Source organism: Flavobacterium sp. TMP13 (assembly GCF_050847115.1).
In the GTDB taxonomy this organism is placed as follows: domain Bacteria; phylum Bacteroidota; class Bacteroidia; order Flavobacteriales; family Flavobacteriaceae; genus Flavobacterium.
Genome location: NZ_CP193656.1, coordinates 3,001,333 through 3,024,037, shown reverse-complemented (window position 1 = coordinate 3,024,037; position 22,705 = coordinate 3,001,333). Strand labels below are relative to the sequence as shown.

Genomic DNA, 22,705 nt, shown 5'->3' with positions numbered 1-22,705 from the left:
TTTTAACCGCTTAATTAAATATTTTCCAGAGCATTTCTTTTAGTAAATCAGATTGCGGCAAAGCATTCGCACCGACCCCTTTGCTTTTTACGTCAATGTCTCGAAGTGCAGCAATGACTTGGCTCACTTTTTTCATAGGATAATTTTTGAGCGCCACATCATATTCTTTCAAAAAATAAGGATTTACTCCAATTGCAGCTGCCACGGTTTTTGGATTTTTATCTTTCAGTCCGTGGTATTTTAGCAATTGAATAAAGAAACCAAAAATTAATGCTGTAGTCATGACCAGAGGATATTCCTTTGGATTTTGAGCAAAGTTATCTGCAATTTTATACGCTTTAAGTTGATTGCGTTCTCCAATTGCTTTTCGAAGTTCAAAAACATTGTAATCTTTACTAAAACCAATATTTTCTTCGATATGATGTGGAGTGATCATGGTTCCTTGCGGCAAAATAATCTGGAGTTTTTCTAACTCATTATTTATCTTACTTAAATTAGTACCTAAAAATTCGACTAACATCGCATTCGCCTTAGGTTCTATATTATATTTTTTACCTGCTAAAACTCTTTTGATCCACTCTCCGACTTGATTTTCATAGAGTTTTTTACTTTCATAAACTAGTCCATTTTTAGAAAGCTCTTTGGTTACTTTTTTACGTTTGTCTAAGGTTTTATATTTGTAACAAATCACTAAAACAGTAGTTTCCATTGGTTTAGCGGCGTAGGATTCTAACTTGTCAATAGTTCGTGATAATTCTTGTGCTTCTTTTACAATGACCACTTGGCGTTCTGCCATCATTGGATATCGTTTTGCAGTTGAAATTATATCTTCAATCGAAACATCTCTTCCGTATAAAACAGTTTGATTAAAGCCTTTTTCTTCTTCAGATAAAATATTTTTTTCAATATATTCTGCCAATTTATCTATATAATAGGACTCCTCGCCCATTAAAAAATAAATAGGCTTTATATTTCCTGCCTTTATATCGTTAACAATTTTTAAAACTTCGTCCATCTTATTTATTCAAGCTTAAATTCTAAAATTAAAACGAAAGTATAATACACTTGATTTAACCTTAAACTTTAAACAATTTAATTAATTTTGCGGCATGCAACCACTTAATTTTCCTTCGTATCCATTTCGATTCAAAAATAGCGAAAATAAATTGGCGATTTTTGATGAAATCAGGAAAAAGTTTATCATTTTAACTCCTGAAGAATGGGTTCGACAGCACATGATTCAGTTTTTGATTCTTGAAAAAAAATACCCAAAGTCATTAATCAATGTCGAAAAAGTGTTATTTGTCAACGGTTTGCGTAAAAGATATGATATTGTTGTCTACAACTCAGACGGTTCGATTTGTATTTTGGTTGAATGTAAAGCACCTGAAATCACGATTTCTCAAGCCACTTTTGACCAAATTGCACAATATAATATGACGTTAAATTCTCGATTTTTGACCGTGACAAACGGTTTGAGTCACTATTTTTGTCAAATGGATTTTGAAAATGAGAAGTATCATTTTTTAAAAGAGATTCCAACTTACAGTCCACAGTAATTTTAAAAAAATCAAAATTGAAAGCAATAGCAGTTGTCATTTTAAATTGGAATGGTAAAAAATTATTAGAGCAATTTTTGCCTTCGATAATTCAGTTTTCGCCAGAAGCGACTATTTATGTGGCAGATAATGCATCGACAGATGATTCAATCACGTTCGTGAAAGATAGTTTTCCGTCGGTCAAAATTATTCGAAATACAGGAAATTATGGCTATGCTAAAGGCTATAACGACGCACTACAAAGTGTTGAAGAAGAGTTTTACGCTTTGGTAAACTCTGACATTGAAGTAACCGAAAATTGGTTAATACCTATTTTAAAAACATTTGAAAGAGCGCCAAACACAGCTGCCATTCAGCCTAAGATTTTAGATTTTAAGAATAGGGGTTATTTTGAATATGCAGGGGCTGCGGGAGGTTTCATTGATAAATACGGTTATCCATTTTGTCGTGGTCGCATTTTTGAAACTATAGAAAAAGATGAGAGCCAGTACAATGATTCTACTGAAATTTTTTGGGCATCGGGTGCATGTTTTTTTATAAGAAAAAATGTGTACCGTGAATTAGGCGGTTTTGATGCCACTTTTTTTGCCCATCAAGAAGAAATTGATTTGTGCTGGAGAATTAAGAATCGTGGATATACCATAAAATACAATTCAAAGTCAATAGTTTACCATGTTGGTGGCGCAACGTTGCAACAAGGCAATCCACATAAAACGTTTTTAAACTTTAGGAATTCTTTATACATGTTAGTTAAAAACTTGCCAAAGAAACACTTTTATGGCATTCTTTTTGCTCGTTTGGTTTTAGATGGAATAGCAGGAATTCGCTTTTTAACTCAAGGAAAATTCAAACACATTTGGGCAATTGTAAGAGCGCATTACTCGTTGTTTGGTAATTTTGGCTTGTATTATACAAAACGCGAACAACCTCAAAACAGAGACTATTTTGCCGTAAAGAGCATTGTTTTTCTCTATTATTTTAAAAAAATGGTCACATTTAAAGATATCTTTAACAGTAATACCTATTTTAAAAACTAACTTTGTAATCTATGTTTAATTAAAAATTTGAAAAATTTATGAAAAAAGTAATAACAGCTCTATCGGTACTTATGGTTTTGAGTTCATGTGTTTCTAAAAAGAAGTACACGGATTTAGAATCTAAAAACAAAGAAACTCAAGATTTATTAAACAGTGCTACTGTAAAATTAAATACTTGTCTAGAAGAGAGAGCAGCGTATGCTGCAACAGCAGCTAGTTTGAAAGATCAAAATAAAGATTTAATCAGCAGCTCAAAAGATTTAACAATGTTAACCTCGAAAGGAGCTCAAAATCTTGAAAAATCTTTAGAAAGTTTAAAAGAAAAAGATTTAAGAATCACTAGACTTCAAGACGCGTTAACTAAAAAAGACAGTGTTACATTGGCTTTAGTAACTAGTTTGAAAAGTGTAGTAGGTATCAATGATCCAGATATTGAAATTAATGTTGAAAAAGGAGTAGTTTTCATCTCAATCGCTGATAAATTATTATTTAAAAGTGGTAAATATGAAGTTACTGATAAAGCAAAATCTGTTTTAGCAAAAGTAGCAAAAGTAGTTAACGACAAACCTGATTTTGAATGTATGGTTGAAGGTCATACTGATGACGTACCTTTTAGAAGTAATGGAATTTTGTTAGACAACTGGGATTTAAGTGTTAAACGTTCTACCTCTATTGTTAGAGTTTTAACGAATGAATTGGGAGTTAATCCAGCGAAATTAATTGCTGCAGGAAGAAGTTCATACGTTCCTTTAGTAGCTAACGATTCTGCAGAAAATAAAGCGCGTAACAGAAGAACTCGTATTGTTGTGATGCCTAAAATTGATCAATTCTACGAAATGATTGAAAAAGAAATGAAAAACCAATCAAAATAAAAGATTATTTTTTATAGGATTATAGAAAAAAAGCAGGTCAATTGACCTGCTTTTTTTATGCTTATTATTTTAATTGTTGACTCAAATCAATTAGATTTAATTTTTTTATAAGATATCGATACTCCCTTTACCTTCCCTTATAATAACAGGCTCATTTTCTGATAAATCGATAATTGTCGAAGCCACGTTATCTCCATACCCACCATCGATTACCAAATCTACTATACTTTGCCATTTTTCAAATATTAATTCTGGATCAGTGGTATATTCGATTACATCGTCTTCATCACGAATAGAAGTGGAAACAATTGGATTACCTAACAATTTTACGATTTGTAACACAATTGCGTTATCGGGCACACGAATACCAACGGTTGTCTTCTTTTTAAACTCTTTCGGCAAATTATTATTTCCTGGCAAAATAAACGTGTAAGGCCCAGGCAACGCTCTTTTAAGAATTTTAAAAGTAGACGTATCAATTTGTCTTACATAATCTGAGAGATTACTTAAATCGTGACAAATAAATGAAAACTTAGCCTTATCAAGTTTTACTCCCTTTATTCTAGCAATTTTTTCTAAAGCTCGTGAGTTTGTAATATCACAACCCAAACCGTAAACGGTATCTGTAGGGTAAATTACCAAACCTCCGTTTTTTAAAACCTTCACTACTTTTTCAATTGCAGCTTCACTGGGTTTGTCTGGGTATATTTTTATAAATTCTGCCATTGTATTTTTATATAACGTATTAAATATTAAACTAAAGTTACTCTTTTCAATCCAAACTGTTTACATGTTTAAGAGAATATTGCAACAATTGTTAAAATAATTGGAAGATTGGAAACTTTATATGATTTTACATAGCTATTTGTTAGCCAATTACATCTAATTTTGCAAAACGCAGCAGAAGCTTTTTAATTCCTCCTACTTCAAATTTAATTTCTGCTTTCTTGTCTGCTCCCACTCCTTCAATATTTATAATTTCACCTTTTCCAAATCGTTCGTGCATCACTATATTTCCAGAAAGTAATTTACTGTCAAATAAATTGGGGTTCGCCGAAGCTGCACCACTTGAAACTGGTTTCAATTTGCGAATATTAATTTCTGATTTAGGATCACTATCGGAAAACGTTTTTGGTGGAGTGCCTCCAACAGGTTTCATCAATCTAAATTTTGACTTGTCAACATCACCAAAAATATCTTTATCGATCATTGGTTTAAAGCGATAATTACTTTCAGAAGGGGTTAAATATTCTAAATATTGTCCGTCAATCTCTTCAATAAAACGCGAAGGTTCACTGTCTGTCAATTTTCCCCAGCGGTAACGCGATTGCGCATACGTTAAATAGGCCTGATGTTCGGCTCTGGTCAAAGCAACGTAAAACAAGCGACGCTCTTCTTCTAATTCGCTTCGGGTGCTCATGCTCATTGCACTCGGGAACAAATCTTCTTCCATTCCCACCACAAAAACCTGCGGAAATTCTAATCCTTTTGCCAAGTGAATGGTCATCAGCGCCACTCGATCTTCATCTGAAGTATCTTTGTCTAAATCGGTTGCTAAGGCTACATCTTCCATAAATTCGGCCAACGCACCACGCGCACCATCAATTTCCTTTTGACCTTCGGTAAAATCTTTAATACCGTTTAGTAATTCTTCTATATTTTGGACTTTTGCCATTCCTTCAGGCGTGGCATCTTTTTTTAATTCTTGAACTAATCCTGTTTTTTTAGCAACATGATCCGTGATATAAAAAGCATCTTGATTTTCGTTAATTACCTGAAAACTCTGAATCATCGTTACAAAATCATTCAATTTATTTTTGGTACCAGAATTTAATTTTAAATCGATTTTATCAATATTCTGCATTACTTCCCAAATCGATCTTTTGTAATGATTGGCGGCAATTGTTAACTTTTCGACAGTTGTATCTCCAATTCCACGAGCGGGATAATTAATAACACGAATTAATGCTTCTTCATCTTTTGGGTTAATCACCAAACGCAAATAGCACAAAACATCTTTGATTTCTTTTCTTTGATAAAAAGACAAACCACCATAAATTCGGTACGGAATATCGCGTTTGCGCAGCGCATCTTCCATCGCGCGAGATTGTGCATTGGTTCGGTATAAAATCGCAAAAGCACCATTAGGCAGTTGATTTTGCATTTTTTGTTCGAAAATGGTACTTGCCACAAAACGACCTTCTTCGGCATCGGTCAAACTGCGGTGCACTTTAATTTTGGGTCCAAAATCATTGGCCGTCCAAACAATTTTATCCAGTTTGGTTTTATTCTTTTCTATGATTGTATTAGCTGCTTCAACGATATTTTTTGTTGAACGATAATTTTGCTCTAATCGAAACATTTTTACACCTTCATAATCTTTCTGAAAGTTTAAAATATTATTAATGTTTGCCCCACGAAATGCATAAATACTTTGCGCATCGTCTCCTACCACGCAAATGTTTTGAAATTTGTCCGATAAGGCTCTAACAATTAAATATTGAGAGTGATTGGTATCTTGGTACTCATCGACCAAAATATAGCGAAAACGATTTTGATATTTGGCCAGAACTTCAGGAAACAAATTCAGTAATTCATTTGTTTTTAAAAGTAAATCGTCAAAATCCATTGCACCTGCTTTAAAACAACGATTTACGTATTCCTGGTAAATTTCACCCATTCGTGGCTTTTTCGCCATGGCATCAGCTTCCTGCAACTCTGGATTATTAAAATAAGCTTTAACGGTAATTAAACTGTTTTTATAACTCGAAATTTTGCTCAAAACTTGTTTGGGCTTATACACATCTCGATCCAACTGCATTTCTTTAATTATAGAAGAAAGTAAGCGCGCAGAATCTTGTGAATCGTAAATAGTAAAATTGGAAGGATAACCTAACAAATCGGCTTCAGAACGCAAAATTCTAGCAAAAACAGAGTGAAAAGTACCCATCCAAAGGTTTTTAGCTTCGGCTGCACCCACAATACTCGAAATACGCTGCTTCATTTCGCGAGCTGCTTTATTGGTAAATGTGAGCGATAAGATACTAAAAGCATCTACTCCCAAACTCATTAAATACGCAATACGAATGGTTAAAACCCTTGTTTTCCCTGAACCGGCACCCGCAATAATAATCATTGGTCCGTCTTTTTGTAAAACAGGTTCGCGTTGTGCTTCGTTAAGTTGATCTATATATTTTTGCATGAAAAATTTCTATTTATGCAAAAATAAGAATTAAAAACTTGATTTTAAATGAAACTAAAAAAGAGGCTGCTTTTTAAAAGAATAGTAGTGTCTAGGCGTAAAAAACATCATAGGCAAATCGTAAAAGTGTGCCTATAACTACTACCAAAAAGAACACTCTAATAAAACTATTTCCTTTATTAATTGCCAACTTTGCACCTAGCCAACCGCCTAAAGCATTGCAAGCAGCCATTGGTAAAGCAATACTCCAGATAATTTTTCCTTTGAGCGTAAACAAAACAATCGATCCAAAATTAGTGGCTAAATTGACCATTTTTGCATTTGCCGAAGCATGTAAAAAATCAAATCCCAATAACGCAATAAAAGCTACGACAAAAAAACTGCCTGTTCCTGGACCTATAAAACCATCGTAAAAGCCAACTACTACACTAATTACAATTGCATATACCATTTGTTCTTTTGCCGAATGTGTTTTCGCTATGTGCTGACCAAAATTTTTTTTGGCATACGTATAGACCGCCAAAATGGACAAAACAACCAAAAGTAAAGGTTTCATAAATGAATTGCTTACATAAGTCAATAAGGTAGACCCTAAAAAAGCAGATGGTATTGCCAAAGCCATCATTATAAAAAGTAAACGCCAATTCATATCTACTTTTTTGAGATATTGATAAGCAGCAAAGGAAGTTCCAGAAAACGCAGGTATTTTAAGCGTTCCAACAACTGTAGAAACTGCTAGAGTTGGCAATAATATTAATCCCATTGGGGTTTGAATTAATCCGCCGCCGCCTACAATTGCATCGATAAAACCAGCGGCAAACGCAACTAAACAAAGTAAAACAATAACGTAGGTTTCCATTGCAAATAATTTAAGAAATCACAAGTCGATTACCTCACAAAAGTAATTTATCATGGAGTACAATGCAATAATCTTTGCTTCATTCGCATTAAAAAGTATATTTTTGTTGAAAATTTACATTCAATGGACATTCCAAAAATTATTGAGCTTCTAAGTTATACCATCCCTGCTATTGTTACTGGCGTTGTGGCCTATTCGTTTTTTCAATTGCAAGTTAAAAATGAAAATAAAAAAAGTCGAATGTTGCTATTGGATAAGACCAAAGATCAAGGATTACCTATTCGTTTGCAAGCGTACGAACGCATGACTTTATTTTTGGAGCGCATTAATTTAAATAAACTATTAATTCGAGTTGGGCCAATTTCTCCCAATAAAAATGATTACGAAAATTACATTATTGATCATATTGAGCAAGAATTTGAACACAATCTGACTCAGCAAATTTATATGACCGACGAGTGTTGGACCATTATCGCAACAGCAAAGAATGCAACAATTCAAATAATTCGTAAAACTGCTATGAGTAGCCAAGTTGATTCTGCTGCTAAATTAAGAGAAGTTATTTTGAATGATTTACTAGAAAAACAGTCTCCCAGTAACGCTGCATTAGCATATATTAAAAATGAAGTTGCAGAGATTTTATAATTTCAATAAGATTTCCAATATAATTTCAAATAATTACATTGGAAATCTTTGATTACTTACTAAACTTGTCTGTGATCACTCATCAACTCGCTTTTATTTTGAGCGTATTCAAATCCATCGTCCCACCACTTTTTCATTTCAATTTTATTAAAAATAAGTGCATTATCTGTCAATTTTGTAGGCGTGTAATATAGATTTAGTTTTACATTTCTGTTATTCGCCATTAATTTACCAATGGTAATGTCATGACGTTCTACTTGATCTAAAGCTATTCTAAACATATCAATCATTAGCGAAAACGGGTTCTTACCAATAACGGCTTTGCTTGTATTCACCTCTGTTTCTAAAATCACAACATCAATTTCAGTTGCACCGCGATTAATGGCTTCCCGAATAGGAACCAAACTCGAAAAACCACCGTCACCATATTCACACTTGTCTTTGGTCACCAAACTCATGAACGGAATATAGTTACTCGAAATCCATATCCATTCACAAAATTCTTGATAATTGCAATTCTTGATCGATTTGTATTCGGGTTCGTTCTTTGTGAGGTTTGTCACAGTAATTACAACATCCGTTTTCGCCGCTTTTAAAGTGTTAAATTCAGAAATAGTAAAATTGGATTGTATGTATGAAAAAAGACGATGACTTTCGCCAAAAGTCCGTTTCCCTTTGATAAACTGGCGTAATACATTAAAGTGGTTGATGGTTACAATGGGAATGTTATTTTTAATTTTTACTATAAATGGACTAATATTAAAAATGGTTTTAGCATTGACATTGGTATAAATAGATTGAATTTTAGAAATTTCACCCAAAGCCAAATGCGGCAATAATAAACTTCCCGTTGATGTACCTAGAAACAAATCGTATTGGTGTTTTTTTTCTTGAATTAAATATTGTGCAACACCGCCTGCAAAAGCACCTTTACTACCACCGCCAGATATAACCAATGCCTTCATATATAAATTTTATTTTTTTTGAATCAAGATTGAGTTCTACTTATAATTAATACTAAAAAATTACGAATTCATTAACTATGACTGAATGCTCGAACCTTACTAATCATTCCTTTAATAGGCGCTCCAATTGAAACTGTTCTTCGGGGTTCAAATTAGTTAAAATTCGTTCAAATGAAACACGCTTGTCTTTATTTTTTAGTAATTTTCGAATAGACTCTCTACCGAATTTCGAAAATTGCCACATGTGATGAGTGGTTGCATTCACTAAGTTTATTAAAACTTCGTCAGTAATTATTTCGAAAGCAATAAGTTTTTCTAAAGCATTTTGTCGTGTAGTAGCTTCATAATTGGTGGATGAGTATTCAATTAATTCCGTAATCAATGCAGAAGAATCTTCACTAAAATCTTCGGTTGATAAAGCGAGAGACAACCACATTGTTCTCAAATTAAAATCATTAAAACCAATCCAGGTTTTTGATTGATCTAAATAACGATGTCTTTCATTAGGAAAATTTAGCCATAAATACAATAATGCAATTTCTTGTGTTTGATAGGATTTGTCATTCAACAGCGTCTCATATTCCAGTCGAAAATCTTCAGAAATTATCGGTAAACTGGCTGCAACTACTTGTCTGACATAAACATTATTGGTACGCAAAGCTTCCTTTAATAGTTGCTTTTTAGCTTCGTATTTTTCATTTTTTAATTGATTCACGATATACTCTTTTAGCTTAAAGAACACGTCTGATTGTAGCAGTTTCGAAAATAGAACTTCTTTTTCTAAAAGTTGTTTACTCCTCATTTTTTCAACTTCAAGCAACTTTTTAATATTTATATTTTTTATAAGTAACTCATTGGCTTTGTGAGTATCAAAAGCTACTGATTCAAGCCATACTTTACTAAATTTTGTCGTATCAAAAGTAGAAACTTTCTTGATTTCATTAAAAAAATCAGTTGTTGTTACGCTCTGAAATGCATGTTTTTTGAGATAATTTTTTATTACTTTTTTAAATTTCTTATCTCCTAATTCTTGATGTATTACAAACAAAGCCCACGCTCCTTTTTCGTAAAAAGTAAGGGAACTTGCTTTAGCATTCAATACCGGAATAGAATCTGTTCGCGAAGCAAATTTTAATTGCTGCGCCGTTTCGTATAGTTTAAAGTAAAAGTAATCTGCACCGTATATCTCTTTTTCGGCCAACAAAGCAAAATAGGTTGCAAAACCTTCTTGTAACCAATGCTGTTTGCTTTCGGTAGCGGTAATCATATTACCAAACCATTGATGCGCTAATTCATGTGCATTCACGTTAGAATAGGGTCTATCTACGACTCCAATGCTATCAACCACATAGCTCGTCGAAAATAAAGTAGCGGTAGTGTTTTCCATACCGGCATATAAAAACTCACGGACGGGAACTTGCCTGTAGATTTCCCATGGATACTTTACTCCAATCTCTTTTTCTAAAAAATCAAAAATTAGTTTAGAGTTCCGATAGGTTGGTTCAATCTTAGAGGCATCTTTTGGTTCAATATAATATTCTAAAGAAATCTTATTTTTAGAAACTAATTGCTTTTTTTCAAAATTTCCAATAGCTACCATCAATAAATAAGAGCTCATTGGTTCTTTCATTTGGTATTCCCAAACTATTTGATCTTTTGAAGTCCTTTTACTTTTTAAAACTCCATTCGAAATAACGTCGTACTTGTTATCGAAAGAAATAGCCAAATTAAAGGTCAATTTTTCGTTTACATCATCAAAACTTGGAAACCAATTGCTAGTATATTTTCCTTGTCCCTGCGTCCAAATTTGCAAGTTATTTGCTGCTTTACTTCCGACAAAATACAATGCTTTTTTAGGATGTGCTTGGTAATAAAACTCAATACTATTTTTACCTTTCTGAAAGGGAGCTATTAGCAGCAGCTGCTTCTCATTAACATCAAATCGGACTAAGTTTCCATTTAGTTTAACCTGAGAAAAAATCATTTGCTGCGCATCAATTTTAACAGTATCCACCGGTTTTAGAACATCAAAAATATATTCTACTGTTCCTGAAATCATTTTTTGATCAGAATTAATCGTCAATCTCGCATCTACAGTCTTAAAATCTACAAATTGAGTTTGTTGCGCAAAGCTAAAAAAAGTAAAAAATAGCAGGATATATTTCATTTCAAAAAAATAAAAACTAGAGTTCCAAAGTTACATGAATTAGGACAAGAACCGAAGTTAATTTGTAAGTTTACATTTTAAAAATCAATAAAATTGAAGAAAAAAGCCCTTTTTAATTGGAGTAGCGGAAAAGATTCGGCGTTTGCTTTGTACAAAATAATGCAAGACGATAAATTTGAAGTACAATGCCTGCTTACAAGTATTAGTGAACAGTTTCAACGCGTATCTATGCACGGGATTCGTGTAGAATTAGTACAAAAACAAGCAGAAAGTATTGGTTTACCTCTTGAAATAATGAGTATTCCAGAAATGCCGTCTATGGAAGTTTACGAAGAGGTATTAACAAAAACCCTCTTAAAACTAAAAGACAAGGGAGTTACACATTCTATTTTTGGTGATATTTTTTTAGAAGATTTGCGAAAATATCGTGAAGATCAATTGCACTTAGTTGGTTTTGAAGCCGTTTTTCCTTTGTGGAAGATTCCGACCGAGCAATTAATTCAAGATTTTATTCAACTCGGATTTAAAACCATTGTCGTTTGCGTCAACGAAAAATTTCTAAATAAAAGTTTTGTCGGTCGAGTAATTGATCAACAATTTATAGATGATTTACCTGAAAACGTAGATGTTTGTGGCGAAAATGGCGAGTTTCATACGTTTACTTTTGATGGTCCAATTTTCGCAAAACCAGTTTCTTTTGAAATTGGAGAGATTGTATACCGAAAATATGAAAAACCAAAAACAGATTCTTCAGAAGAAGTCTGCGACACAAAAGACGATACCGTCTTTGATTATGGATTTTGGTATTGTGATTTGATTGAACAGTAGTTGTTACCTGTTTCAATCTCTTTTGAGTTAAGTGCATAAATCTCTCATTCCTAGAAATGAAAAACGTGAAATAATTTATAACGCCAAAAAAATTAAATCCATTTTTGAATCCATCTATCCCAAAATGAGCTATAAATTGCGATAATGGTGAAAATAAAAAGAAATAAATGATACCACGCATTTTCTAGTAAATCAAAGAAATTTAATTTGCCGTTCGCGAAACTCAAAATCAATAATACTTGTGCACCATACGGCAAAATTCCCTGAATTATACAAGAGAAAATATCCAAAATCGTAGCAGTTTTTCTAGCATCCAATCCATATTCATCATTGATTTCTTTTGCAATTCCGCCTGTGATTACAATAGATACTGTATTGTTTGCAATCGCCAAATTAGCAAAACCCACCAAAGTACCAACTCCCATTTGAGCAGATTTTTTGCTTTTGATTGCTTTTTTTATATGGTACAATACGTAATCAATTCCACCTGCTTTATCAACCATGGCAGCTAGGCCACCCGTTAACATCGACAATAAAAAGATGTCTGTCATGCTAGTAAAACCCTCGTATATTTTTTGTGCAAATTCTAATACTGTAAAATGACTTCCTAAAAATCCTATTATTCCGGCTAACACTGTTCCCAAAAGTAAAGTTGAAAACACATTTACTCCCAAAAGAGCTAAAGCAATCACAACTAGATAAGGTAGAATCACCCACAATTCAAATGATTGTTGTGCAATATTAACTGCTTTAATTTCCGAATTCAACCCCAAATAAAAAAAAACAAGTAAGGTGATTATAGCTGCTGGAAACGCAATAAATAAGTTGATTTTAAACTTATCTTTTAATTTACAACCTAGCGATTGTGTCGCTGCAATAGTTGTATCTGAAATCATAGACAAATTATCGCCCAACATAGAACCACCTAATAACGCACCCGCAATAAGCGGCAACGAAGCACCACTTGTTTCTGCCAAAGTAACTGCAATTGGGCCAATAGCTACAATAGCGCCTACCGAAGTTCCAGTTGCCGTAGATAAAAAGGCTGCGATTAAAAAAATGCCTAAAGGAAAATACGCTACATCAATAGTACTGATTCCCAAATTTACCACCGCATCGACTCCACCCGTAGCTTTACTCACTACCGCAAAAGCACCAGCAAGTAAATATATAATGCACATCGTTATGATTTTACTTTCGCCACAACCCGCAATTAAAGTCGTTATTTTTTGCTCAGTATTTTGTTGCAATAATAAAAAAGCAGCAACAATTCCGACTAAAACTGCCACTGGTGAAGGCAAAGCATAAAAATCTTCCAAAAAAATTCCAGCTCCAAGAAATGTAAAAATAAATAATAATAAAGGTAGTAAAGCCCAAGGATTCCCTTTTGTTCGTAATTGATTTGTCATAAGTTTAATTTTAAATATAAAACGATTTAAACGACAAATAAATCTGAAAAGGGCTGTGATAACAACATTTTTTCCAAAGGATTTGGCTTATCGTTTTAGCACCTTGCTTGTTGCTGCAGGTTGCTATCTCATTGCGAGATTCGTGATAACGGCTGCAAATATACTATATATTTTGAAGAACAGTCAACGATTGTCCATTCACTACTACTATTTGCAGAAAAAGCCTTACCGAAGTAAAGCTTTCATTTATTATTTGATAAAATGTATTAAAAAGCTACATTCCATCTTGGTAAAGTTCCTTTTTCATCTAAGAAATCTTGCAAAATTTGCCCTTCCACTGCTGTTGGAATTGCTTTTACAGTTTCATTAAATGTTTCATACCAAACTACTTCTAGAAGCGAAATGTTTTCAATTTTCATTTGTGCTGGCCAAGAATATTTACGTCCTGTTTTTGCAAATTGATGTCCGTTTACGATTTTATCATGCAAACCACCATTTTTAATTTTTAAAGTTCCGTCATTCTGAACAGTTCCAGTAGAACCCACCATGATTAACTCTTTGTTTTCGCCATCTATTTCATAAACAACAAAAACACCTGAACCAGATTCTGGTGCATTACACACCGCTTCTAAACTATCTTCTATTGAAAAACTAAAACTATTAGTTTGATCAAATTTTTCTAACTCTTTATACATCATCCTTTAATTAAAAAAATGCCTCACAAATTCGTGAGGCATTTTGGAATTTATTTTTAAATTTTAGATTAACCTAAAACTTCTTTTACTTTTTTACCAATCTCAGCAGGAGAATCAACAACGTGTATTCCACATTGTCTCATGATTTCTTTTTTAGCTTCAGCTGTATCGTCAGAACCTCCAACAATTGCACCTGCATGACCCATTGTTCTACCAGCTGGAGCAGTAACTCCTGCAATAAAACCAACAACTGGCTTGCGGTTACCATCAGCTTTAATCCATTTAGCAGCATCAGCTTCTAATTGACCACCAATTTCACCGATCATAACGATACATTCCGTTTCTGGATCGTTCATTAATAATTCAACTGCTTCTTTTGTAGTTGTTCCAATAATTGGATCTCCACCAATACCGATTGCAGTTGTAATTCCTAAACCTTGCTTTACTACTTGGTCAGCAGCCTCGTACGTTAAAGTTCCTGATTTAGAAACGATACCAACTGTTCCTTTTTTGAAAACAAAACCTGGCATAATACCAACTTTAGCTTCTCCTGGAGTAATAACACCTGGACAGTTAGGCCCAATTAATCTTGCATTTCGTTCTTTAACATATTTATTAGCGTGAATCATATCTGCAACTGGAATTCCTTCTGTAATTGCAATGATAACTTTAATTCCAGCATCTGCAGCTTCCATAATTGCATCAGCAGCAAAAGCTGGCGGTACAAAAATAATTGAAGTATCAGCACCTACTTGTTCTACAGCGTCTTTAACAGTGTTAAATACCGGACGCTCTAAATGAGTTGTTCCACCTTTTCCTGGAGTTACACCACCTACAACATTTGTACCGTATTCAATCATTTGTGAAGCGTGGAAAGTACCTTCGCTACCTGTAAATCCTTGAACAATTATTTTGGAATCTTTATTAACTAAAACACTCATGATATATTTTTTATGTGATTTTATAAATTCTGATGCAAAAGTAACGCTTTTTATGTAAATTTTAAGCTCTTTTTCTTGATAAAATTGCTAAGATAATTGACTCATTTGATATCCACGATACAATTTATTGTCTTTGATTTGCCACATTACCATAAAATGCGCCAATAATATTTCTTCTCTCGGGTTTTCAATCGTTTTTACATAGTGCGCATGACGTATTGCTACGGTATCGCCATCAGAAATAATGTGACTTACGCGAACTTTAGACCTCACATAAGCTTTACTTAGACCTTTTGCATACTCCAACATAGAATCGTAATTCATCTGAATCAAACCATTACTGCTTTGCCATTCAAAAGCAATTTCTGGATGCAAAAAGTCTTTTAAAACTTCGCTATCAATTAGGGCATCCGATTTATAAAATTTCTCAACAAGTTCTTTAGTAGACATAGTTACTTCAATTTATTTAAAATTTCGGGAATCTTTTTGATATAAGCCAACTGCTTCAATTTTTCTCTTGATTCTTCTATTGGAGTTCCAAAATAAGATTTTCCGCCTTCCACTGATTTGGTTACACCCGTTTGCCCCATAATCACCGCTTTGGTTCCTATTGTAATTCCGCTTGTCGTACCTACTTGTCCCCAAATAGTTACTTCATCTTCAATAATTACACAACCTGCAATACCTGTTTGAGAAGCGATCAGACATTTTCTTCCAATGACCGAATCATGACCAACATGCACTTGATTGTCTAATTTTGTTCCTTCTTTTATTGTAGTATCTCCAGTGACTCCTTTGTCAATTGTACAAAGCGCACCAATACCAACATTATCTTCAATTACTACCCTTCCACCCGAAAACAACTGATCAAAACCTGCCTCTCTTTTCTTATAATAAAAAGCGTCAGCTCCTAAAACACTTCCGGCATGTATGATGACATTATTACCAATTACAGTGTTGTCATAAATAGAAACATTGGAATGAATCAAGCAATTTGTACCAATAACAACATTATTTCCGATAAAAGAATTTGGTTGAATAACCGTTCCTTCTCCAATTTTTGCAGATGTGGCAATTGCTACATTGGCAAATTGAAAGGGTCGAAAATGACGCGTCAGTATGTTAAAATCTCGAAAAGGATCGTCTGAAATTAAAAGTGCTTTTCCATCAGGACAGTCTACTTTTTTATTTATTAAAACAATTGTAGCGGCAGATTGCAATGCTTTATCATAGTACTTTGGATGATCTACAAATACAATATCGCCACTTTCGACTACATGTATTTCGTTCATTCCTAAAACTTTAAAATTTGCACTACCAACAAACTCACAATTTAACAAGTCTGCAATTTCTTGTAAAGAATATTCTCTTTGAAATTTCATATTTTATAATTCGGACCATGAGATAATCAAAAAAATGAGAGTGTAATCTAGTAAAAAAACAAACTAGTTTCTATTCAGACAAATTCTCATTTTATAGTTTATTTATTCTTTTACGCGCTCCATGTAATTTCCTGAAGCAGTGTCAATCTTAATTTTATCACCTTCATTTATAAACAACGGAACATTTACAGTTGCACCTGTTTCAACCGTAGCTGATTTAGTTGCGTTTGTAGCTGTGTTTCCTTTAATACCTGGTTCTGCATACATTACTTCTAAAATAATAGAAGCTGGCATATCAACCGATAACGGTAAATCAGTTTCAGTATTTACTTGAACCATTACGTTTGTTCCTTCTTTTAACAAATCTGGGTTATCCAAAATGTTTTTTTGCAACGTAATTTGTTCAAATGATTCGGTATTCATAAAATGAAAATCATCTCCTTCTGCATATAAAAACTGATAAGTATGCGTTTCTACACGAACATCTTCAATTTTATGTCCTGCTGAAAAAGTGTTATCTAAAACCTTACCTGATGTTAAACTTTTTAATTTAGTTCTTACAAAGGCAGGTCCTTTTCCTGGTTTTACGTGTAAAAATTCAATGATTTTATAAATGTCGTGATTGTATTTAATACAAAGTCCGTTTCTAATATCTGATGTAGATGCCATATATAATTTACTTTTGGCTAGCAACTTGTGGCTGATAGCGATTGATGTTTGATTATTTTTTTAGGCTAAAGGCAACTTGCCAAAAGCCAATAGCGTTTTTTCCTTTAATAATTTCCTGAGTATCCTTTCATGATTCCTCTTGATGATTTTCGAATAAAATCTAAAATTTCATCGCGCTCTGGAGTTGCTTCCATCTCTGCTTCAATAATACTTAAAGCTTGAGTTGTATTGTAATTTTTTTGATATAAGATTCTATAAATATCTTGAATTTCTCTTATTTTATCGGTGCTAAAACCTCTTCTTCTTAAACCAACGGAATTAATTCCTACATAAGATAACGGCTCTTTTGCGGCCTTAGTGTAAGGCGGAACGTCTTTACGAACCAAAGAACCTCCAGAAACCATGGCATGATCTCCAACATGAATAAACTGATGAATTGCAGCCAAACCACCAATTACGGCGTAATTACCAATAATTACGTGACCTGCCAAAGCAACTCCATTTACTATAATCGCATTGTTTCCAATTTCACAATCGTGCGCAATGTGTGCGTAAGCCATAACCAAACAGTTATTACCTAATAATGTCTGACCAGAAGCAATAGTTCCTCTGTTAATGGTAACACATTCTCTAATAGTACAATTGTCCCCAATTATTGCCAGTGAATCTTCACCTCCAAATTTTAAATCTTGAGGAACTGCTGAAATCACCGCTCCTGGAAAAATATTACAATTTTTACCAATACGAGCTCCTTCCATAATTGTCACGTTGGAACCAATCCACGTTCCTTCACCAATTATAACATTATTATGAATGGTAGTAAAAGGTTCAATAACAACATTTTTAGCGATTTTAGCGCCAGGATGAACATAAGCTAACGGTTGATTCATCTGTGTTTTTTTATATTTATATTTTAAAAAAGTTTCTAAAAGAATTACCTCTTAAAAACTTGATTTTTTATTTACGGTTTTCTAGCAATTTGCGCCATCAATTCTGCTTGGGCAACTAATCGACCGTTAGCATAAGCATTGGCTTGCATGTGGCAAATACCTCTGCGTATCGGCGTGATTAAATCACATTTGAAAATTAACGTATCTCCAGGTAAAACTTTTTGTTTAAATTTTACATTGTCGATTTTCATGAAATAGGTTAGGTAATTTTCTGGATCTGGAACGGTGCTTAGAACCAAGATTCCTCCTGTTTGCGCCATTGCTTCCACAATTATAACTCCAGGCATTACGGGTGCTTCAGGAAAATGTCCTACGAAGAAATTCTCGTTCATCGTTACATTTTTCAAACCAACTACATGACTATCAGACATTTCTATAATTCTATCGATAAATAAAAATGGAGGTCTGTGTGGCAGCATTGCCATAATTTGATGAATATCCATCAATGGCTCTTGATTCAAATCATAAACTGGAACTTGATTTCTCTGTTCAATTTTAATGATTTTTGCCATTTTCTTTGCAAATTGTGTATTTACAAAATGTCCGGGTTTGTTAGCAATAACTTTTCCTTGAATACGAATACCAATTAGAGCTAAATCTCCTATTACATCTAATAATTTATGACGTGCCGCTTCGTTAGGATAATGTAACGTTAGGTTGTCTAAAATACCATTTGGTTTAACTGAAATCTCTTCTTTACCAAAGGCTTTCTTTAAATTCGCCATTGTTGTCTCCGAAATTTCTTTGTCGACATACACAATAGCATTATTTAAATCGCCTCCTTTAATTAATCCATTTTCTAGTAATGACTCTAATTCGTGAAGAAAACTAAACGTTCTAGAATTTGAAATTTCCTTTTTAAAATCAGAAATATTCTTTAAAGTTGCGTTTTGAGTTCCTAAAACTTTTGTGCCAAAATCGACCATAGCCGTAACTTGGTAATCATCTGACGGCATTACTAAAATCTCACTACCCGAAGCTTCATCTGTAAACGAAATAACTTCTTTTACAACATATACTTTTCGTTCGGCATTTTGTTCTTCAACACCTGCTTTTTCAATTGCCTCTACGAAAAATTTTGAAGACCCGTCCATTATTGGCGGTTCAGGAGCGTTTAGTTCGATAATAACATTATCAACATCACAGCCAACAAAGGCAGCTAAAACGTGCTCTGAAGTTTGAATTTTAACTCCTAATTTTTCTAAATTAGTTCCTCTTTGGGTATTTACTACATAGTTAGCATCTGCCTCAATAATAGGTTGCCCTTCAAGATCAACTCTTACAAAAGTAAATCCATTATTAATTGGAGCTGGTTTAAAAGTCATTGTAACTTCTTTTCCAGTATGTAATCCTACACCAGTTAGTGAAATTTCATTTTTGATGGTCTTCTGTTTAACCATTATTTCCATTTTTTTGGTTTAATATTTGTTTCTTTAAATCTTCTAACTCGGCAACAATTTTGGGTAAATTTTTAAAATGAACATACGATTTACTAAAATCAGTATATCCAAATGTAGGACTACCTTGTAAAACTTCATCGTCTTTTATATTTCTTCCAATTCCAGATTGGGCTTGTACTCGTACGTTGTTCCCAATAACCAAATGACCTGCAATACCCACTTGTCCGCCAATCATGCAATTTTTACCAATTTTGGTAGATCCTGCTACTCCTGTTTGCGCTGCAATTACGGTATTTTCACCAATCTCGACATTATGCGCAATCTGAATTTGATTGTCTAATTTTACTCCTTTTCTAATAATGGTAGATCCTAAAGTCGCTCTGTCTATCGTTGTATTGGCGCCAATATCGACATTATCTTCGATTATAACATTTCCAATTTGCGGTACTTTATTATAAGTGCCTTCTTCGGTTGGGGCAAAACCAAAACCATCTGCTCCTATTATTGTTCCGGAATGAATAGTACAATTGTTTCCAATTACGGTTTCCGAATAAATTTTGGACCCCGCAAAAATATAAACATTATCACCAATAACGACATTATCGCCGATAAAACTGTTTGGATAAATTTTCACATTACTCCCTAAAACGACATTATCTCCAATGTAACTAAAGCTTCCTAAATACAAGTTTTCTCCATATTTTGTACTGTCTGAAATGTGAGTGCTTGCTTCTATCCCGTTTTTATTTAATTTTACTTGATTGTAAAATTCTAATAATTTAGAAAAAGACGCGTAGGCATCTTCGACCTTTATTAAAGTAGTGCTAACTTCCGATTCTGGATTAAAGGACTCATTTACAATGGTAACCGATGCTTTTGTTGTGTATATAAAGTTGTTGTATTTAGGATTTGCTAAAAAAGTGAGAGAACCATCTGTTCCTTCTTCAATTTTAGACAGGCGGCTGACTTCGACATTTGGGTTGCCGACAACTTGACCTTCTAAAATTCCTGCTATTTGTTCTGCTGTAAATTTCATCTTAATCTGATTACATTTTTAATTTAGGAATAAGATGGAACTCTTGTATTAGTGCTCTACTTCTATTCAAAAATAATGTCATGGCGCATTTGTATTCCGGCAAAAATATAAAAAATAGGTTTTAAATGTTAATTTTAAATCAGTTGTTTTGGAAAGCAACAATAATATTTAGTTACTAATTTAGATAATGATTTCAAATTCAATTGATCAGATGCTTCTACGACATCTTCAATTGTTCTATCTTTTTTTAATATTCGAATGGGTTCTGCTTCTTTACTGTATGCTTGATTTTTTATCTTACCTCTATAAATAAAGTAACTAGCATCGTGTACTGATATGTTATTTAAAGCAGCGTATTCTTCTTTTAAAGCTTGTACCTCTTCGGCAGAAATTTTTTCGGCGCTTAATTTTATTTTTAATAAATCTCTATTAATTATCATTTTACTCAAGGTAGACAAGATGAAATCATCGTAAGTCTGCCACGCTTTTAATGCGCTAATGATATCAAAATCATCCATTTGAGAAAATAAATCTAATGTTTTAGAATCAAATGATTCAAAAGTAACCTTATTTTGTAAAAAAAACTGAAAAGGAACGCTGCACGGTAATATTTCTCCTTTTAACGTCAATTCCTTAGCTCTTTTTAGTACTTTCATTAAAATTAATTCGGCTACTAAACTGGTTTTATGCAAGTAGGCTTGCCAATACATCAATCTTCTAGAAAGTAAAAATTTTTCGACCGAGTAAATTCCTTTTTCCTCAATAACTAAAACGTCGTCAACTACAGTCATCATCTGAATTAAACGCTCAGAATTGACATTTCCTTCGGCAACACCAGTGTAAAAGCTATCTCGTTTTAAATAATCCATTCGATCCATATCCAACTGACTTGAAATCAATTGCAACATAAACTTTCTGTGGTACTCTCCTTTAAAAACCTGAATGGCTAAACTTAACTTTCCGTCAAATTCGTCATTTAACTGATTCATGAATAATAGCGAAATAGCTTCATGATTCACATCTTCCACAATGCTTTTTTCCATGGCATGCGAAAACGGACCGTGACCAATGTCATGCAATAAAATAGCAACTAAAAGCGCACTTTCTTCTTCAGCAGAAATTTCAACTTCTTTAAAACGCAAGGTTTCTATTGCTTTTTGCATCAAATGCATGCATCCTAAAGCATGATGAAAACGAGTATGATTGGCGCCAGGATAAACTAAATATGACAAACCCATTTGTGAAATTCGACGCAAACGCTGAAAATACGGATGCTGAACTAAATCGTAAATGAGTGCACTCGGAATGGTAATGAAACCATAAATTGGATCATTGAAAATTTTTAATTTATTAATTTGGTTCACCATTTACTCAATTTTTTGCCCGACAAATATATATAATTAACTACTACTTATTTTGGATAATATTTTTAAATATTTATCACTAGTAATCGTCAATGCTAGAAGTGGGATTTGTTTTAGGTAAAAGTTCGATGTTTTTAAGTTGTAGAAGTGGGTGTTTAATTTTTTAACAAAAGATTATAGTTCGTTTGGTTCGGTAATTAGCGAACTAACATTAATTTTGCATAAAAATAAACTAAAATGGATTTACAGTCTGAAAAAGAAGAGCTGATTGAAATGTTTGGTATTCACTTCGAATCCATCTATCATTTATCTCCGTTAGGCGCAAGAATACTTGCCTTATTGATTCTGGATGGTTGCAAAGAAGGTTTGACGTTTGAATCAATTGTAGAAACGATGCACGCTAGTAAGAGTTCGGTTTCGACCAATTTGAATTTACTCTTAAAAATGGATAAAATTCAATACTACACGATTTCGGGAGATCGAAAAAAGCACTTTAAAGCTGCTCCTTTTAGCGATCGCTTGATACATTATGTAAAAGTTATTGAGTATGAAAAAAAGATCATCGATAAACTGCATGCTTACCGAGAAAAAACGGTTTTGTGTGAGCAGGAAAGCAACAGTTTAAAACATTCAAGATCATATCAAGCTTACGTTCAAAAAGTGGAAAAGTTACTTTTAGAATCAATACAAGAATTTAAAGAATTAGAAAACAATAATAGATAATC

22 protein-coding genes and 1 riboswitch are annotated in these 22,705 nt (G+C 33.3%); of the genes, 6 read left to right on the top strand and 16 right to left on the bottom strand.

The features are described 5' to 3' along the window. Positions 1-10 precede the first annotated feature (10 nt). Positions 11-1,015 (bottom strand): DNA polymerase III subunit delta, encoded by a 1,005-nt coding sequence (holA, locus tag ACRASX_RS13085; RefSeq protein WP_432221543.1) that lies wholly within the window; start codon positions 1,013-1,015, stop codon positions 11-13. A gap of 94 nt (positions 1,016-1,109) precedes the next feature. On the opposite strand from holA, the gene ACRASX_RS13080 reads away from it, so the two are divergent. The 3 genes from ACRASX_RS13080 to ACRASX_RS13070 are packed head-to-tail and all read left to right on the top strand — an operon-like array spanning position 1,110 to position 3,468. After that, on the top strand, positions 1,110-1,559 hold the full coding sequence (locus ACRASX_RS13080; protein ID WP_066309262.1) for a type I restriction enzyme HsdR N-terminal domain-containing protein: 450 nt from the start codon (positions 1,110-1,112) through the stop codon (positions 1,557-1,559). A gap of 17 nt (positions 1,560-1,576) precedes the next feature. Then, a complete protein-coding gene (locus ACRASX_RS13075) occupies positions 1,577-2,596 on the top strand; it encodes a glycosyltransferase family 2 protein (RefSeq protein ID WP_432221542.1) in 1,020 nt (339 codons plus the stop codon). A 38-nt stretch (positions 2,597-2,634) separates the two neighbouring features. After that, positions 2,635-3,468 carry an OmpA/MotB family protein gene (locus ACRASX_RS13070; RefSeq protein WP_432221541.1) on the top strand — a complete coding sequence of 278 codons (834 nt, stop codon included), beginning with the start codon at positions 2,635-2,637 and terminating at the stop codon, positions 3,466-3,468. 105 nt (positions 3,469-3,573) lie between these two features. On the opposite strand, the gene ACRASX_RS13065 is transcribed toward ACRASX_RS13070, so the two are convergent. The 3 genes from ACRASX_RS13065 to ACRASX_RS13055 form a co-directional block, all read right to left on the bottom strand. Continuing rightward, positions 3,574-4,194 (bottom strand): L-threonylcarbamoyladenylate synthase, encoded by a 621-nt coding sequence (locus tag ACRASX_RS13065; protein ID WP_066309270.1) that lies wholly within the window; start codon positions 4,192-4,194, stop codon positions 3,574-3,576. A gap of 142 nt (positions 4,195-4,336) precedes the next feature. Further along, positions 4,337-6,670, bottom strand: coding sequence for an ATP-dependent helicase (locus ACRASX_RS13060; protein ID WP_432221540.1), 2,334 nt, complete (start codon positions 6,668-6,670; stop codon positions 4,337-4,339). Between the two features lie 91 nt (positions 6,671-6,761). Continuing rightward, positions 6,762-7,529: a sulfite exporter TauE/SafE family protein gene (locus ACRASX_RS13055; protein ID WP_432221539.1), complete on the bottom strand. Its 768-nt coding sequence runs from the start codon at positions 7,527-7,529 to the stop codon at positions 6,762-6,764. A 123-nt stretch (positions 7,530-7,652) separates the two neighbouring features. On the opposite strand from ACRASX_RS13055, the gene ACRASX_RS13050 reads away from it, so the two are divergent. Next, complete coding sequence (locus tag ACRASX_RS13050; protein ID WP_432221538.1) at positions 7,653-8,174, top strand: hypothetical protein; 522 nt, start codon at positions 7,653-7,655, stop codon at positions 8,172-8,174. Positions 8,175-8,233: 59 nt separating this feature from the next. Here ACRASX_RS13050 and ACRASX_RS13045 read toward each other — a convergent pair whose 3' ends face one another. Both ACRASX_RS13045 and ACRASX_RS13040 read right to left on the bottom strand, forming a co-directional pair. Beyond that, a complete protein-coding gene (locus ACRASX_RS13045; protein ID WP_432221537.1) occupies positions 8,234-9,139 on the bottom strand; it encodes a patatin-like phospholipase family protein in 906 nt (301 codons plus the stop codon). Between the two features lie 103 nt (positions 9,140-9,242). Beyond that, entirely contained in the window at positions 9,243-11,306 is a 2,064-nt protein-coding gene (locus ACRASX_RS13040; RefSeq protein ID WP_432221536.1) for a M1 family metallopeptidase, read from the bottom strand. A 93-nt stretch (positions 11,307-11,399) separates the two neighbouring features. Between ACRASX_RS13040 and ACRASX_RS13035 the strand changes: the two genes are divergently transcribed. Next, positions 11,400-12,134 carry a diphthine--ammonia ligase gene (locus ACRASX_RS13035; RefSeq protein ID WP_432221535.1) on the top strand — a complete coding sequence of 245 codons (735 nt, stop codon included), beginning with the start codon at positions 11,400-11,402 and terminating at the stop codon, positions 12,132-12,134. Positions 12,135-12,226: 92 nt separating this feature from the next. On the opposite strand, the gene ACRASX_RS13030 is transcribed toward ACRASX_RS13035, so the two are convergent. The 10 genes from ACRASX_RS13030 to ACRASX_RS12985 all read right to left on the bottom strand — a co-directional run bounded on the left by ACRASX_RS13030 (position 12,227) and on the right by ACRASX_RS12985 (position 21,980). Next, entirely contained in the window at positions 12,227-13,543 is a 1,317-nt protein-coding gene (locus ACRASX_RS13030) for a Na+/H+ antiporter NhaC family protein (RefSeq protein ID WP_432221534.1), read from the bottom strand. A 57-nt stretch (positions 13,544-13,600) separates the two neighbouring features. Further along, positions 13,601-13,697: riboswitch (SAM-I-IV-variant riboswitch) on the bottom strand. Between the two features lie 112 nt (positions 13,698-13,809). Further along, positions 13,810-14,238: a hypothetical protein gene (locus tag ACRASX_RS13025; protein ID WP_066309598.1), complete on the bottom strand. Its 429-nt coding sequence runs from the start codon at positions 14,236-14,238 to the stop codon at positions 13,810-13,812. A gap of 68 nt (positions 14,239-14,306) precedes the next feature. Then, positions 14,307-15,179: a succinate--CoA ligase subunit alpha gene (sucD, locus tag ACRASX_RS13020; RefSeq protein WP_066309294.1), complete on the bottom strand. Its 873-nt coding sequence runs from the start codon at positions 15,177-15,179 to the stop codon at positions 14,307-14,309. A gap of 87 nt (positions 15,180-15,266) precedes the next feature. Beyond that, positions 15,267-15,629 carry a nuclear transport factor 2 family protein gene (locus tag ACRASX_RS13015; protein WP_066309295.1) on the bottom strand — a complete coding sequence of 121 codons (363 nt, stop codon included), beginning with the start codon at positions 15,627-15,629 and terminating at the stop codon, positions 15,267-15,269. 2 nt (positions 15,630-15,631) lie between these two features. Next, entirely contained in the window at positions 15,632-16,561 is a 930-nt protein-coding gene (locus ACRASX_RS13010) for a UDP-3-O-(3-hydroxymyristoyl)glucosamine N-acyltransferase (RefSeq protein WP_432221533.1), read from the bottom strand. Between the two features lie 102 nt (positions 16,562-16,663). Continuing rightward, a complete protein-coding gene (gene efp, locus ACRASX_RS13005) occupies positions 16,664-17,230 on the bottom strand; it encodes an elongation factor P (RefSeq protein WP_432221532.1) in 567 nt (188 codons plus the stop codon). Between the two features lie 104 nt (positions 17,231-17,334). After that, positions 17,335-18,120: an acyl-ACP--UDP-N-acetylglucosamine O-acyltransferase gene (gene lpxA / locus ACRASX_RS13000; protein WP_066309309.1), complete on the bottom strand. Its 786-nt coding sequence runs from the start codon at positions 18,118-18,120 to the stop codon at positions 17,335-17,337. 71 nt (positions 18,121-18,191) lie between these two features. After that, the gene (locus tag ACRASX_RS12995) at positions 18,192-19,580 is read right to left on the bottom strand and encodes a bifunctional UDP-3-O-[3-hydroxymyristoyl] N-acetylglucosamine deacetylase/3-hydroxyacyl-ACP dehydratase (protein WP_066309601.1); all 1,389 of its coding nucleotides are present in this window, start codon (positions 19,578-19,580) and stop codon (positions 18,192-18,194) included. After that, positions 19,573-20,616, bottom strand: coding sequence for a UDP-3-O-(3-hydroxymyristoyl)glucosamine N-acyltransferase (gene lpxD / locus ACRASX_RS12990; protein WP_432221531.1), 1,044 nt, complete (start codon positions 20,614-20,616; stop codon positions 19,573-19,575). The genes ACRASX_RS12995 and lpxD overlap by 8 nt, the downstream gene beginning before the upstream one ends. Before the next feature lie 134 nt (positions 20,617-20,750). Continuing rightward, positions 20,751-21,980, bottom strand: coding sequence for an HD domain-containing protein (locus ACRASX_RS12985; protein WP_082706620.1), 1,230 nt, complete (start codon positions 21,978-21,980; stop codon positions 20,751-20,753). A gap of 237 nt (positions 21,981-22,217) precedes the next feature. On the opposite strand from ACRASX_RS12985, the gene ACRASX_RS12980 reads away from it, so the two are divergent. Then, positions 22,218-22,703, top strand: a complete 486-nt coding sequence (locus tag ACRASX_RS12980) for a GbsR/MarR family transcriptional regulator (RefSeq protein WP_066309315.1) — start codon at positions 22,218-22,220, stop codon at positions 22,701-22,703. The last annotated feature ends 2 nt before the right edge of the window (positions 22,704-22,705 follow it).